Below are 15,952 nucleotides of genomic sequence, written 5' to 3' on the forward strand. Positions count from 1 at the left end.
ATAAATTAATAGGTGAATTTTACACGCACTTGAGAATTTATTCTCCAGTGCGTTTTTTTGTGTTTTTAAGGAGGGGACGTTAATGATTGAAATAAAAAACTTAAGTAAAAGATTTAATGATGTTGAAGTTATAAAAAATGTTTCTTTAAAAATAGAAGAAGGAAAAATATATGGAATAATAGGACATAGTGGAGCTGGAAAGTCAACTTTATTGAGATGTATAAATGGACTTGAAACTTATGAAGAAGGTTCTATAAATGTAATGGGAAAAGAAGTTAATGAATTAAGAGGATTGGAACTTAGGGAGTTTAGAAAAAAACTAGGTATGATATTCCAAGGCTTTAATTTATTAAATAGAAAAACAGTATTTGAAAATATAGCTCTGCCATTAGAGGTTTGGGGTTATGAAGAAGAATATAAAGAATATAAAGAAAAATTAAATGGAGAAAATGCAATTAGTTACAGAAAATATAGAAATAATAAGATTAATGAGAGAGTTACTAAACTTTTAGATTTAGTTGGACTTTCAGAAAAAGCAGATGTTAAGCCATCAAGTTTAAGTGGTGGACAAAAACAAAGAGTAGCAATTGCAAGAGCACTAGCCCTTGAACCTAAAATTTTACTTTGTGATGAAGCAACCTCTGCTTTAGACCCTAAGATAACAAAGGATATATTAGCACTACTATCAAAAATAAACAAAGAGTTAGGGATTACTATTGTAATAGTAACTCACCAAATGGAAGTAGTAAAAGAAGTATGTGAAAAGGTTGCATTAATAGAAGGTGGAGTATTAAAGGCAGAAGGAAAATCAGAAGAATTATTCCTAAGACCAGGAGTATCCCTTAAAAAATTTCTTGGAGAAGAAGATGAACTTCTTCCTGTTAAAGGAATTAATATTAAATTATATTTCCCAAGTACATCTTCAGAAAATGCACTTATAACAAAGATGTCAAGAGAGCTAGATATTGATTTTTCAATAGTTTGGGGTAAGCTTGAAAAATTTAGAGAAGAGATATTAGGAAACTTAGTAATAAATATTGAAGAAAAAGATAAGGACAAGGTTATAGCTTATCTTGAAGAAAAAGGAGTAGTATCGGAGGTGCTTAATTAATGGCAGAAATATTAATAGAAGGATTTAATAAAACAATAATAATGGTGTTTTTTTCAACATTATTTTCAGTAATATTAGGATTTATTCCAGCTATTGCATTAATAGTTACAGCTCCAAAGGGATTAAAACCTAATAAAACAGTTTATCAAACTTTAGATACAATAATAAATATTTTAAGAGGTTTTCCATTTTTAATATTAATGGTAGCAATAATGCCATTTACAAAATTATTAATTGGAAAATCTATAGGTACAACAGCAGCCATAGTTCCATTAACTATAGCAGCAGCTCCATTTGTGGCAAGAATTATAGAGTCATCTTTAAAAGAAGTAGATCCAGGAGTAATAGAAGCTGCAAAATCCTTTGGAGCATCCAATACACAAATAATATTTAAAGTTATGCTTAAAGAAGCCGTTCCATCAATAATTTCAGGATTAACATTAACTGTAATAAGTATAATAGGATATTCAGCTATGGCTGGAACAGTAGGTGCAGGTGGACTTGGTGATTTAGCAGTAAGATATGGTTATCAAAGATATCAAACAGATGTAATGATAGCAACAGTAATAATTCTAATAATAATTGTACAAGTTCTACAATCATTAGGAAATTATTTATATAAAAAATTATCCTAATATTTTGCAAAACAAAATTAAAATGAACAATTAAAGAAGAAACTCCTAAAGGCGTTTCATCCACGATTATGCATTAACAATTATCAATTAACTAAAATTACGCATTAACAATTATCAATTAACTAAATAGGGGGTTTTAAATATGAAAAGAAAATCAATTTTATCAATTTTATTAGTAGGTGCTTTAGCAATAGGTTTAGTAGGATGCGGAACATCAAAGTCAGATGATAGTACAGGATCAGCATCTGAAGATAAAACAATAACAATAGGAGTTAGTCCAGTGCCTCATAAAGAAATAGTAGAGCAAATTGTACCAGATCTTGAGGCGGAAGGATATACAGTTAAAATAGTAGAGTTTACTGATTATGTAACACCAAATACTTCCTTAGCAGAAGGAGATTTAGATGCGAATTATTTCCAACATATAGCGTATTTAAACCAAACTAATGAAAGTAAAGGCTTAGATTTAACTTATACAGCAGCTATTCACTTAGAGCCATTAGCAGCATATTCTAAAACTTTAACAGATTTAAAAGATATTAAGGATGGAGCAACAGTTGCAATACCAAATGATCCATCAAATGAAGCAAGAGCTTTAAGATTATTAGAAAAATCAGGATTAATTAAATTAAAAGATGGAGAATTAGTTACTCCAAAGGACATTACTGAAAACACTAAAAGTTTAAAATTTGAAGAATTAGAAGCAGCTCAATTACCAAGAGTTTTAGATGAAGTAGATATAGCAGTTATTAATGGTAACTATGCGCTTGAAGCAGGATTAAATCCATCTAAAGAAGCTTTAGCAATAGAAGATGCAAATGCAGAAGCAGCTCAAAACTATAGAAATGTATTAGCTGTTAGAAAAGGAACTGAAAATAGTGAAAAAATTCAAGCTTTAACTAAGGCTTTAACTTCTGATAAAGTTAAGAGTTATATTGAAGAAAAATATAGTGATGGAACAGTAATTCCAACATTCTAAAAAAGTCCACTTATGTAATTTTGCTTATTCCGTCGCTACGCTCCAAGTCATCGCAAAATTACATAGGTGAACTTCAAAGCTAAAGGAAGGAAAGTATAAATAGTTATTAAAAGGGCAAAGTTTTTATACTTTCCTAGGAATTAAAAAAGATGGAATATCTTTAATTGTTTATAAACAGTTAGATATTTCATCTTTTTGACTTTAATAAATCTTTTATAAAATTCTAAAAGATTAAGAAACTTCAATTGGTTATATTTGACTTGTTTATATGATATAATTTAATAATTATAAAATAATATGAAGGTGACTGAAATGAAGAAAATATATACATTATTGATTATATCTTTATTTACAATATTTTTTGTAGGCTGCAAAAGTAAGGAAACTACTAGTATATATGAAAATGAGTTAGATGAGAAAATAATTGAGGATCAAGAAAGCAAAGATGAAAATGAAGAAGCTGATGAATCAATAGATTTAGTAAAATCTATATCTAAAACCGTAGATGAAATATTAGGAGAATATAAGGATAATGTATCTATTTACTTTAAAAATTTAAATACAAATGAAGAATATATTTTAAATGGTGATACATATTATATTGCTGCAAGTACAACAAAGGTCCCCTTGTGCATGATGATATTAGATGATGTTAATAATGGAAGTAAAACAATGAATGATTTACTTTATTTTATTGAAGCTGATAGAGAAGGGGGAAGTGGAAGTCTATATTATTTAGATGAAGTTCCAAACCTAACTATAGGAGAAGCTATTTATTTATCTATTGTAGATTCAGATAATATCGCAAAGAATATGCTAAGTAGAGTAGCTAGTACAAGTGTTACTGATTATATGAGATATGTTACTGATGATTATAATATTCCATATGGCAATTATACAACAGCGAAGCAATTTGGGGAACTTTTAAGAATTTTATACGAAAATCCAGATAATAATCCTTATTATAGTACTCTTATAGATTATATGACTGAGACTAATTACCATGATAGGTTAGATAAGTATTTAGATTATGGAATAGTTGCACATAAGATTGGAAATTATTATAGATATTATCATGATGTAGGGATAATATATGGAGCAGATCCTTATATATTAGTAGTTTTAACTAAAGATATTGGAGAATTAAGTGATGAACCATTTGAGGATGGTGAAGAAGATGAGAGATTTGTACTAGATTGGGGAGATGAAGCTTGCGAGCTTATAGCAAAAATATCTAAGGAAATATACACTTTAGTAGATAAAAGTAAGAAGTAGGTGAAAATATGGATAAATTATTTTATAAAAATCAGTATTTAAAGGAATTTGAAGCAAAAGTAATAGAAGTAAAAGAATTTGAAAATAAATATCATATAGTATTAGATAGCACAGCCTTCTTTCCTGGGGGAGGAGGACAGCAATGTGATTTAGGAGATATAGATTTCAAAGAAGTTTTAGATGTCTATGAAAAAAATAAGAAAATATATCATGTTGTTACTGAAGAAATTAAATTGGATTCAATTGTTAAATGTAAAATAGATTGGGATAGAAGAGAAGATGGAATGCATCAACATTTAGGTCAACATATATTATCAGGATGTTTCTTTAAATTATTTAATGTTAACACAGTAAGTATTCATTTAGGAAAAGAAATAAGTACGGTAGATATTATAGGCCAATTAGATGAGGAAGAAGTAAGAAAAGCAGAAGCTTTAGCTAATGAAGTAATTAGAAAAGGCTTAGGAGTAAATTTTTTAGTTCCAAGTGAAGAAGAATTAAGAACTATGAATTTAAGAAGAGACTTACCAAATACTGAAGAGGATATAAGAGTAGTTGAAATAGAAGATTTAGATATTAATGCTTGTTGTGGAGTGCATCCTAATAAAACTTCTGATTTAAGAATGATTAAAATTAAAAGGTTTGAGAAGAATAAAGGAAATACTAGAATAGAATTTTTAGCAGGAAAAAGAGCTATTGATGATTCATTAAATAAAGATAAAGTAATACGAGATATATGTAATTATTTAAGTAGCAATGAAGATGAGGCTTTAAATGGAATAAAAAATTTAAGGGCTTCATTAGAAGAAATAAAAATTGAAAAAAAGAAGCTAGAAGAGGAATTATTAGAATACGAGGCAAATTCATTATTAAGAGAAATTGATACTAGTAATAAAAGTAGAATTATTAATAAAATATTTATAGATAAATCTGTAGAATATGTTGCAAAGCTTGCAAATAAATTAAGTGAAAAAGATAATGTTATTTGCTTATTTGCAATAAAGAATAAAGATAAAGCTAATATAGTGCTTTCTTCATCTAAAAGTATTGAAAATATAAATATGGGACAGATTTTTAAAGAATTTGCTAATATTATAAATGGAAAAGGTGGAGGAAGTAAGACTTTAGCTCAGGGAATTGGAGAAGTAGATAAAATAGAAAAATTTTTAAATAATATGTATGAGTTATGCTGTAGTATAATTTAAAAATTAGTTGTCATTTAGTAGCATCTTAATTAGTTATAGCTCTGAAGAATTATTAAATTCAATGTCAGAATAGTTATAATAAAAATAAATTTTGTAACCAACTATTGGAATTTGAAATATAATGAAGTATAAAGTAATAAAGATTTATATAGTAATTATATAAATTAGGAGGGAAAAAGTTGGCAAAATGGGTATTGGATGCAGGACATGGTGGCAGTGACTCTGGGGCAGTTGGTAAAAATGGTAGGCGAGAAGCTGATATTGCATTACAAGCTGTCTACGAAGCCAAAAGGCTACTAGAGAGAAATGGTGAAATAGTGTTGCTTACAAGGGCATCTGATATTTACTTAGATGTAAATGATAGGGTAAATATTGCTAATAAGTGGGATGCGGATTATTTTGTTAGCTTCCATATGAACTCCTTTGTAGATAATTCTGTTAGTGGAACTGAAATTGTTATATTTGAAAAGGGAAATAAATCAGAAGAATTAGCAAGATTTTTAATAGATGAATTACTTGCTAATTTAAAATCAAAGGATAGGGGAATAAAGGAAGCAAGTTACACTATTTTAAGACAAACTAAAATGGCAGCTGTAATGATAGAAGCAGATTTTATATCTAATGAAGATGTAGAAAAGAACTTTAATAGTATAAAGTATGGGTACATGGTAGCTAATGCTTGTTTAGCTATGGTTAATAAAGTCCTAATAGATACTCCAGTTAAAAAACCTAAAACACCTAAAAGAGAAGGCTGGAGGATTTGCATAGGATACTATAAAGATTATGAAGAAGCAGAAGAGGAAGTGCTTAGATTGCAAAAAGAAGGATTTAAAGATGCATATGTAGTTCCTTATCCTGAAGATAATGAGAGATTCAAAAAGTTAATATAAAATCAAAAATGGAGCTGTCGCACAAAAAAATTAAGAATGAATAATGAAATTAATGAAAAAACTTTCCAAGGAGTTTTAAAAAGAATTTAATTTTAGTAATTTTGTAAGAATTACATAAATAATTCTTTGTTTTTAATTTTAAATTCTTAATTTGAGATGTTTGTGCGACAACTATATTTTGGCTTGGAAAAGTAAAATTATTTTTGAAAATATTATTGGTTAAAATATAATAAAATGGTAAGATGTATTAAATAAATCTAATATGAACAAAAGGGAGGGATAGGATGATAAGCAATTATTTATACCTATTTTCTATAGGAATAGCCTTAATTACCATAATATTTATAATCTATAATTTTATTTTAATAATGAAAAAAAAGAATGAGTCTAATACAGAAAAAAGTATAATAAAAAAATATAAAAATAATTTAGTGATTTTTATAGTAATATTAGTAAGTTGTATTTCATTTATTTTTTATTATTCAAAACCTGTGACCATATATAAAGCAGTAGATATAGGTAATAATATAAATTATGAAGATATTAGTGTATATGGAAATATTACTAGTTCAGATATTATTAAATTAGATTCAGAAAAAGGAAAAGAAGTATTTGAGATATTAGAAAATTATAATTATAAAAGAGTTTTTAACTTTAATGATATTAGCGGAGATGTAGAATTCATTTTATTTGAAAATACTAATGGTAAGCCAGGAATAATAGAGGTTTGGAGTACTGGTTACATAAGAATACCAAATAATAATCTATATAAAATAGATTTAGAAAATAAAACGCAAATATATAGTGAACTAAAAAGTATTTTCATGGATTAAAAATATAGATATATAGATAACATATAATTAATTGAAATATAATGAAAAATAAAGAAAGTATAATGTACAATTAAGGAGCTGTTTTGTCATAGCTCCTTATATTTTTTATAAATATCTTTATTACTAAATGAATGAAAAGGAAGATTTACAAATGCCTACTATTTAAATTAGTAAAATGATGATATAATGTAAAATAATGTTGAATGATATTATTTATATTAATAAATTAGATGAAATTATTTATATAGTTTAAAGTTATACTTAATATAAAAAGAGGAATAAGGAATGAAGTATAGAGAAATAATTGAGAAGATGACATTAGAAGAAAAGGCATCATTAATGTCGGGAAAAGACTATTGGACGTCAAATGATATTGAGCGCCTTGGAATAAAAAGTATGTTTTTAGCAGATGGTTCTTATGGAATTAGAAAGCAAAAAAAAGCATCAGATAAAATCGGGCTTAATATAGGTAACCCATCTACTTGTTTTCCTACTGCAGCAACTATTTCAAATAGCTGGAATGAAGATTTAGCAGAAAAAATAGGAGAATATTTAGGAGCTGAGGCAGTTGATCAAAAAATAAATGTATTACTAGGTCCAGCTATAAATATGAAAAGGAATCCTTTATGTGGAAGAAACTTTGAATATTTTAGTGAAGATCCTTATCTTGCTGGTAAGTTAGCAGCTGGATATATAAGAGGAATTCAATCTAATGGGATTGCTGCATGTGTTAAACATTTTGCTGTAAATAACCAAGAGCAAAGAAGAATGACAATTGATACTATAGTTGATGAAAGAACCCTTAGAGAAATATATTTAACTGCTTTTGAAATTGCTGTTAAAGAAGGCAAAACTAAGTCTATAATGTCATCATATAATAAAGTTAATGGTACATATGCAAACGAAAACATACATTTAATGAAGGATATTCTTCGAGAAGAATGGAAATTTAATGGATGTGTTATAACAGACTGGGGCGGAAGCAATGACCGTATAAGGGGATTGTTAGCTGGTAATGAATTAGAAATGCCATCAACAGGTGGTGAAACAAATGAAGAAATAGTACAAGCAATTAAAAGTGGAAGACTTAATGAAAAAGTGTTAGATGAGTGTGTAGATAGATTATTAGATTTAATATTTACAACAGAAAAGGCACTAAATGAATCATATGTAAAAATTGATATTGAAAAGCATCATAGAATTTCCCAAAGGGTAGCAGAAGAATCAATAGTTCTTCTTAAAAATAAAGACAACATATTGCCTATTAAACCAAATAAAAAGGTAGCAGTAATAGGAGAATTCGCTAAAGAAGCAAGATATCAAGGAGCAGGATCATCTATAGTAAATCCAACTATATTGGATAATACATTAGATTGTTTTGAAGAATCGGGAATTGTTAGTATTGGATATGAACAAGGATTTGAAAGGTATGGAAAAACAAATAAGAAATTAATTAGTAATGCTTGTGAACTTGCTAAAAAGGCTGATGTAATACTTCTATATATTGGGTTAGATGAATATGTAGAAGTTGAGGGATTAGATAGAAACACTATGAGTATTCCTAAAAATCAAATAGAATTATTAGATGCACTATATAAGGTTAATAAAAATATTGTTGCTATTATATCTTGTGGCTGTGCATTAGAAATGCCATGGATTAATAAGGTAAAAGGATTGCTTCATGGATATTTAGCAGGGCAAGCTGGGGCAAGATCTATACTTAGGGTTTTATCGGGAGATGTTAATCCTTCTGGAAAGTTAGCAGAGACATATCCAATAAAATATGAAGACACACCATCTTACAATAATTTTCCGGGAGAAGAAGTTAGTGTAGAGTATAGAGAGGGGCCCTATATTGGATATCGTTATTATGATACTGTACATAAAGAAGTACTTTTTCCCTTTGGTTATGGGTTAAGTTATACAACCTTCGAATATTCAGATATAGAGGTTAATAAAAATTCAGTAACATTTAAATTAAACAACTCAGGAAGTGTTGCTGGTATGGAGGTTGCGCAATTATATGTAGGTTGTAAATCAGATAAAATTTTTAGACCTAAAAAAGAGTTAAAGGGATTTGCTAAAGTATTTATAAATGCTGGTGAAACAAAGACTATAAAAATATATTTTGATGATAAGACCTTCAGATATTTTAATGTTAAGACCAATAGATGGGAAATTGAATCAGCTGAATATGAAATAATGATAGGAGCTTCAAGTGCTGATATAAGATTAATTGATAGTATTTGGATAGAAGGTAATAATACTGAATTACCTTATGATAAAAGTAATCTACCTTCTTATTATAGTGGAAAAGTAACTGATGTTGGATTAGAAGAGTTTGAAAAGCTTATGGGTAAAAAAGTTCCAATTAGTACTTTGGATAAAAAGAAAAAATTAGGCTATAACGATACTATTTCTCAATGTAAATATGCAAAAAGCCTTATTGCAAGGATTTCATATTATTTAATGATTTTTATACATTGGATTTTAATTAAGTTAGGTAAAAGAGAAAAGGCAAACATTATGGTTATGTCTATATTTAATATGCCATTTAGAGGAATATCTAGAATGACAGGTGGTATTATTAATATGTCTATGCTAGATGGAATATTAATGATAGTAAATGGTAAGTTTTTCAAAGGAACAGCTAAACTTATAAAAGAAAAAAATAAGTTAGTAAGGAGTAAGAGAAATAAATGAATACAGAAGCATTAGAATATTTTATAAAAGTTTACGAAAAGAAAAGTGTTACTGCTGCAGCTAAAGATTTATTCATTACTCCTCAAGGATTAAGTAAAACTATAAAGCAATTAGAAATGGATTTAGAAACAGAATTATTTTATAGAGGCTCACGTGGTGTAGAAGCAACAGAATATGGGGAAGTATTATATGCTAGAGCAAAACATATATGTTATCTCGTAGAAGATTTAAAAAAAGAAATTAGTGTTATGAGTGGAAGCAAAGGTGTTTTAAATGCTGTAGTTACCTATTCAGCATCATCATCTTTACCAGTTAATTTGTTGTTTGGATTTCCTAAGGAACATGCTAATATACAAATGAAGTTAAAAGAAGTTCCAGATGAATATCCAATAGAAAAATTATTTGAAGACGAAGAAGTTGATGTTGGACTAGTTATGGTTAATGAAAAATTTGATATTTGTGATTATGAATTAATGCTAGAAGGAGAAGTGGTTATCGTTGTTTCAAAGGATCATCATTTAGCAGAAAAAGATGAAATTTCAATAATGGAATTAGAAAACGAACCATTAGTATTAAAATCAGTGGAATCAGGTGAAGAGCATAACTTTGTATCGAAATGTTTAGAGCAAGGATTTACACCACAGATTAAATATGAAATAGGTAATGCTGTAACTGCCCATATGCTTTGTAGATCAGATGGACTTGCAGCTGTTTCAGTAGACTATATAGAAAATTCTATTAAAGATGATAAGTTAAAAATAATAAGATTGAAAGAAAAAATAAATCAAAATATTTATTTAGTTACTAAAAAAAGACCTGTTCAATCTAAAATTGTTTCATTATTTAAGAATTACATAAATGAATATAATAAAAGAAAATAAACTACTTAAATGAATATAATAAAAGAAAATAAACTACTTTAAAGAGTAAGTTCTTTTAATAGATTTTTATCATATTAAAAGAACTTACTCTTTTTTATGTAAACTAAAGGTTTATACCTAATAACTTTAAGTTTAGTTAAATTTTTAGTTTACTACCAGTAACTTTTCGCTTATAGAAGTTCAGTAATTGTTATGATAAAGTGGAAAATGTTGGCGGGAGAAATAAAAACTTTAATGACTATAGTATAGGAGAGTGAAATAATGAATAATACAGAGCTAGCAAAAGAAATACTCAAAAATGTAGGAGGAGAAAGTAATATAATTTCTTTAGTACATTGTGTTACAAGATTAAGGTTTCAATTAGTTGATAATAGTAAAGCTAATAAAGAGAATGTAAAAAATCTTGATGGGGTTTTAAGTGTTGTTGAAAGTGGAGGGCAATTTCAAGTAGTAATAGGAAATAAAGTTGGTGAAATATATAAAGAGATTATGAAGCTAACTAATATTAGTGATGGAAATATAAATGAAGAAAGTAAAAGTACAGATAAAAAAGAAAAGAATGATTTTAAAAGTAAAGTTTTAGATTTAATATCATCAATACTTGCACCAGTTCTAAGCATATTAGCAAGTTTAAGTATTTTAAAAGGAATAATTGCAATATTAGTTTACCTTAATTACATATCAGTTGATAGTGTAACATATCAAATTTTACATACAATAGAAAATAGTGCACTTTATTTTATGCCTATATTAATGGGATTAACAGCTGCCAAGAAGTTTAAAGCAAATGAGTATATAGCAGTGACATTAGGAGCTATATTGATTAATCCAGTAATTGTTGATTTTATAAGTAAAAATAATGGCATTGATTTTTTATTCATACATATTAAAGAAATAAATTATGGATTTACATTTATACCAATAATAATATCAGTATGGATATTATCTAAATTAGAAAAGTTTTTAAATAAGGTAATAAATGAGAATTTAAAACCTTTTTTTATGCCATTGATTTGTTTAATAGTAATGACACTTTTGACTTTTATAATAATTGGACCTATAGCAACAATAGCAACAAATATAATTGGGAATATTTATACTTTTATATATAATCTAAGTCCAATAATTTTAGGTGCTATAGTAGGAGCATTTTGGCAAGTATTAGTTATAAAAGGGATTCATTGGTTAGCTATGCCAATAATTATTAATAACTTATCTTTATATGGGGTTGATAGTATTTTTGCCTTTGCTATATGTGGAAGTATAGGACAAGCTGGCGCTGTATTGGGAGTACTTTTGAAATCAAGAGATAAAAATATTAAAAAAGCAGCGTTATCTTCAATACCTACAGGAATATTAGGAATAACGGAACCAACCATATATAAAGTAACATTAAAGTATAAAACTCCATTTATATGTGCCTCTATAGCAGGTGCAGTAGGAGGGGCAATTGCAGGATATTCAGGAAGTGCAACCATTGGTTATATTATTCCAGGTTTACTAACGTTACCTGCATACTTTGGTAAAGGATTTGGAGGATTATTAATAGCAATAACTACATCATATTTATTAGCAGTAGTACTATCTTTTATAATCTTTAAAGATCCTAGTGAAAATATAGATACTAATTTAAAAGAAGATAAGAGTATTAAAAAGAAAAAAGAAATTATTATAGAAGAATGTAAGGGGATAGAGATTCTAACAAGTCCAATGAAGGGAGAAATTAAAGATTTATCAGAAGTTGCTGATAAAGTTTTTGCAGAAAAAGCTTTAGGTGATGGAGTAGCAATCTTACCTTCAGAAGGAAAATTAGTTAGTCCTGTTGATGGAGTTGTTTCAGTGGTGTTTCCTACTGGACATGCAGTAGCAGTAACTTCTAATAATGGTGTAGAAATATTAATGCATATTGGATTTAATACAGTTTCATTAGACGGTAAGTACTTTAATGTAATGGTAGCTCAAGGTCAAACAGTTAAAAAAGGAGATTTATTAGTAGAATTTAATATTGATAAAATTAAAGAAGAAGGCTTTGATATTACTACCCCAATAGTAGTAACTAATTCAAGTGAGTATTCCGATATAGTAACAATGAAAAAAGGATTTATTAGGTATAATGAAAATATATTGAATCTAGATAAGGGAGTTTCATAAAGCAATAATGGGCATTAGCATACATCAAAAATATAATAATTAGAATGAATAAATATAATTATAAACCAAAGGTTTACCCCTCCTAACTTTTAGTTTAGGTAAACTTTTGGTTTAGACAGAGTAACTTTTGGCTGATAGTTATTTGAAATAAAAAATGTTAAAGTTAACTTGTTTCTAGAATTGTTAAAAGAGTGTAAGATATTTTAATAATTCTAAGAATTAAATATGGGAGGATAACAATGAGAAGAAAATCTAAAATCACAGCTATTATAACGTATGTAGTAATTATTGTGTTAATAGTAGGACTAGTAGTAGGGAATTTTTATGCGATGAGTTATTCACAAATTATTTCTATTTATTTAGGACATGAAACTAGTAAAACTGTTAGCAATGATGAAAACGTAGACACTCAGTACTATAAAAGTTCATTTTCAACAGAAGAGGAAATGAGAAAGTATACTGAAGAAATAAGTCAAAAGGTAGAAGAGGAAGGAATTGTTTTACTAAAAAATGATAATAATGCTCTTCCACTTGCTTCTGGAGGAAAAGTAAGCTTACTTGGGCAAAGTTCCGTTGATTTAGTTTATGGTGGTGTTGGAGCAGGCTCTGTAGATTCATCTGAGGCACCAAATCTATTGGATGCTATGAACGCTTCAGGATTTGATGTAAATATGACATTATGGAATTTCTATAAAAGTGGGGCAGGGTCATCATATCGTAAAGCAGTTCCAGATGTTTACGGACAAGGTTCCTTTGCTGTAAATGAGGTACCAGCTAATGTTTATACTGATGAAGTAAAAAATAGCTTTAAAGAATATAATGATGCAGCTGTTGTTGTAATAGGACGTTCAGGAGGAGAAACTGCTGACATTTCAAGTGAAGTCTTAGATAGTGGAAGCATATATTTAGAAGTAGATAAAAATGAGAGAGAACTTTTACAAATGGCTTCTGATAACTTTGATAAAGTTATAGTAGTTATTAATGCTAGTAATGCTATGGAACTTGATTTCTTAAATGAATATGATATTGATGCTTGTATATGGGTAGGTGCTGTAGGTGAAAGAGGAGCTTATGCAATTGGTGAAGTTCTTAATGGTAATGTAAATCCTTCAGGAAACTTAGTAAATACTTATGCCTACGATGTAATGGGTTCACCAGCAATGGCTAACTTAGGTAATTATCAAATAGCTAATAGTAATGTAGCAAATGGTAATACTTATATGGTTTATGCAGAAGGAATCTATGTAGGATATCGATACTATGAAACTAGATATGAAGATGTTGTTTTAGGAAATGAAAAGCTAGAGAATTATGATTATTCTAAGGAAGTTCAATTCCCATTTGGATATGGATTGTCTTATACAAATTTCGAATGGTCTGAATATAATGTAAAAGAAAAAGAAAATGAATTTGAAATTTCTGTTAAAGTTACAAATAAAGGTGATGTAGCAGGAAAAGATGTAGTACAAATCTATATGCAATCTCCTTATACAGAATATGATAAAGAAAATAGTATAGAAAAATCAGCAGTTGAGCTAGTAGGGTTTGAAAAAACATCTTTAATAGAACCAGGTAAATCTGAAGTTGTAACTGTTATTGTAGATAAAGAAGAAATGAAAACATATGATTCTAAAGGCTATGGAACTTATATTGTAGATGCAGGTGATTATTACTTTACAGCAGGTGAAAATTCTCACGATGCTTTAAATAATATTCTAGCAGCAAAGGGATATAGTAAAGCTAATGATATGGATTATGATGGTAAAATAGAACTAACTAATAAAGTTGTTGTAGAAACTCTTGACTCAGAAACTTATGCTGTTTCAGTTGCAACTGGTAATGAAATAAATAATCAATTTGAAGATGTAGATATTAACTATTATGACCCTTCGTTTAAGTATTTATCTAGAAAAGATTGGGCAGGTACATGGCCAACTACATATGCTGGCGGTTCTATGACTGCTTCAGATCAATTATTAAAGGATTTAGAAATTTCACATACTGAAGATCAAGATGTTGTTATGCCTGAAACTGGAAAGATAAGTGATGAACATGGTAAGTTAAGTGCAGCAATGTTTATTGGATTAGATTATGATGATGAAATGTGGGATGTTCTTTTAGATCAATTAACAATGGAAGAGATGACTAAATTAGTTCGTATGGGTGGATATGCTACTGTTCCAATAGAATCAATAAACCTTCCAGGGACTATAGATAAGGATGGTCCTGCAGGTATTTCTAGTACTTTAGTAGGTGGTGGAACAAAATGTATGTCTTATCCGGCGCAAGTAGTTATGGGTTCAACTTGGAATCTTGATTTAATAGAAGAAATGGGTAAGGCTGTAGGTGAAGATAGTTTAAATTCTAAAGTTGCAGGGTGGTATGCACCAGGTATAAATATACATCGTGCACCTTTTAGTGGTAGAAATTTTGAATATTTTGCTGAAGATAGTTTCCTTTCAGGAAAAATGGCTGGTAGCGAAGTGAAGGGTGTACAATCTATGGGTGCATTTGTATTTATGAAACATTTTGCTTTAAATGACCAAGAAACAAATCGTATGGGGGGAGCAATATTTGCTAATGAACAAACTGTACGTGAATTATATTTAACACCTTTTGAAGTAGCAGTTCGTGAAGGTGATGCTAGGGGAGCAATGGCAAGTATGAATCGTATAGGGGCTCGTTGGTCAGGTGGTCATGCTGGGCTTATGACAGAAACTCTTCGTAATGAATGGGGATTTGATGGAACAGTTATTACAGATCAAGCTTCTTATTCAGTATTTGCTTATCAAGACATTTTAGAAGGATTAGAAGCTGGAACAAACTTATGGTTAAATACTGACTCTTCTTTATGGACTTTAACTGGGAATACACTAACTCCAACTGTAGTTAATAATATAAGAGAATCAGCTCATAGTATAATTTATACTATAGTAAATAGTCACGCTATGAATGGATTATCAGTTGATTCTAAGATTGTTTCAGTAACACCTTTATGGAAATATTGGTTATATGCCCTAGATGCAGTTGTAGCTATTGGTGTAGTAGTTTCTGTGACATTAGTAACAAAAAAGCTTTTAAGAGAAAAGAAAGAAAATAGGCAAATTATAAAATAAGAATTATATATTAAAATCATAACTGCATATAATTGATTTAATCATTTATATGCAGTACTTTTAGTTACATTTATTTTAAAGAAAAATATAACAGATCTTTAATAATATTAGTATCAAAAGATACAGTAAAATAATTAGGTTAGTAATGCTAAGTTAGTGTTACTACAATATAA

11 protein-coding genes are annotated in these 15,952 nt (G+C 28.5%); all 11 read left to right on the forward strand.

Going from position 1 to position 15,952, the window contains the following annotated elements; genetic code table 11:
* The first annotated feature begins 82 nt into the window (after positions 1 to 82).
* The 11 genes from ACQPVP_RS02710 to ACQPVP_RS02760 all read left to right on the forward strand — a co-directional run bounded on the left by ACQPVP_RS02710 (position 83) and on the right by ACQPVP_RS02760 (position 15,779).
* Positions 83 to 1,111, forward strand: coding sequence for a methionine ABC transporter ATP-binding protein (locus tag ACQPVP_RS02710; RefSeq protein ID WP_430846994.1), 1,029 nt, complete (start codon positions 83 to 85; stop codon positions 1,109 to 1,111).
* Positions 1,111 to 1,746 (forward strand): methionine ABC transporter permease, encoded by a 636-nt coding sequence (locus tag ACQPVP_RS02715; RefSeq protein ID WP_430846996.1) that lies wholly within the window; start codon positions 1,111 to 1,113, stop codon positions 1,744 to 1,746. Before ACQPVP_RS02710 ends, ACQPVP_RS02715 begins: the two co-directional genes overlap by 1 nt.
* A gap of 142 nt (positions 1,747 to 1,888) precedes the next feature.
* Positions 1,889 to 2,725, forward strand: coding sequence for a MetQ/NlpA family ABC transporter substrate-binding protein (locus ACQPVP_RS02720; protein WP_430846998.1), 837 nt, complete (start codon positions 1,889 to 1,891; stop codon positions 2,723 to 2,725).
* A gap of 312 nt (positions 2,726 to 3,037) precedes the next feature.
* Complete coding sequence (locus ACQPVP_RS02725) at positions 3,038 to 4,000, forward strand: serine hydrolase (protein ID WP_430847000.1); 963 nt, start codon at positions 3,038 to 3,040, stop codon at positions 3,998 to 4,000.
* An 8-nt stretch (positions 4,001 to 4,008) separates the two neighbouring features.
* Entirely contained in the window at positions 4,009 to 5,205 is a 1,197-nt protein-coding gene (locus ACQPVP_RS02730) for an alanyl-tRNA editing protein (RefSeq protein ID WP_430847002.1), read from the forward strand.
* Between the two features lie 179 nt (positions 5,206 to 5,384).
* The gene (locus ACQPVP_RS02735) at positions 5,385 to 6,095 is read left to right on the forward strand and encodes an N-acetylmuramoyl-L-alanine amidase (RefSeq protein ID WP_430847004.1); all 711 of its coding nucleotides are present in this window, start codon (positions 5,385 to 5,387) and stop codon (positions 6,093 to 6,095) included.
* A gap of 284 nt (positions 6,096 to 6,379) precedes the next feature.
* Entirely contained in the window at positions 6,380 to 6,928 is a 549-nt protein-coding gene (locus ACQPVP_RS02740; RefSeq protein WP_430847006.1) for a hypothetical protein, read from the forward strand.
* A gap of 285 nt (positions 6,929 to 7,213) precedes the next feature.
* Positions 7,214 to 9,631 carry a beta-glucosidase family protein gene (locus ACQPVP_RS02745; RefSeq protein WP_430847008.1) on the forward strand — a complete coding sequence of 806 codons (2,418 nt, stop codon included), beginning with the start codon at positions 7,214 to 7,216 and terminating at the stop codon, positions 9,629 to 9,631.
* Complete coding sequence (locus ACQPVP_RS02750) at positions 9,628 to 10,512, forward strand: LysR family transcriptional regulator (RefSeq protein ID WP_430847010.1); 885 nt, start codon at positions 9,628 to 9,630, stop codon at positions 10,510 to 10,512. The genes ACQPVP_RS02745 and ACQPVP_RS02750 overlap by 4 nt, the downstream gene beginning before the upstream one ends.
* 261 nt (positions 10,513 to 10,773) lie before the next feature.
* Positions 10,774 to 12,663: a beta-glucoside-specific PTS transporter subunit IIABC gene (locus tag ACQPVP_RS02755; protein WP_430847012.1), complete on the forward strand. Its 1,890-nt coding sequence runs from the start codon at positions 10,774 to 10,776 to the stop codon at positions 12,661 to 12,663.
* Positions 12,664 to 12,902: 239 nt separating this feature from the next.
* A complete protein-coding gene (locus ACQPVP_RS02760; protein ID WP_430847014.1) occupies positions 12,903 to 15,779 on the forward strand; it encodes a glycoside hydrolase family 3 C-terminal domain-containing protein in 2,877 nt (958 codons plus the stop codon).
* The last annotated feature ends 173 nt before the right edge of the window (positions 15,780 to 15,952 follow it).

This window comes from Clostridium nigeriense (assembly GCF_050585265.1).
GTDB classification, from domain to species: domain Bacteria; phylum Bacillota; class Clostridia; order Clostridiales; family Clostridiaceae; genus Clostridium; species Clostridium nigeriense_B.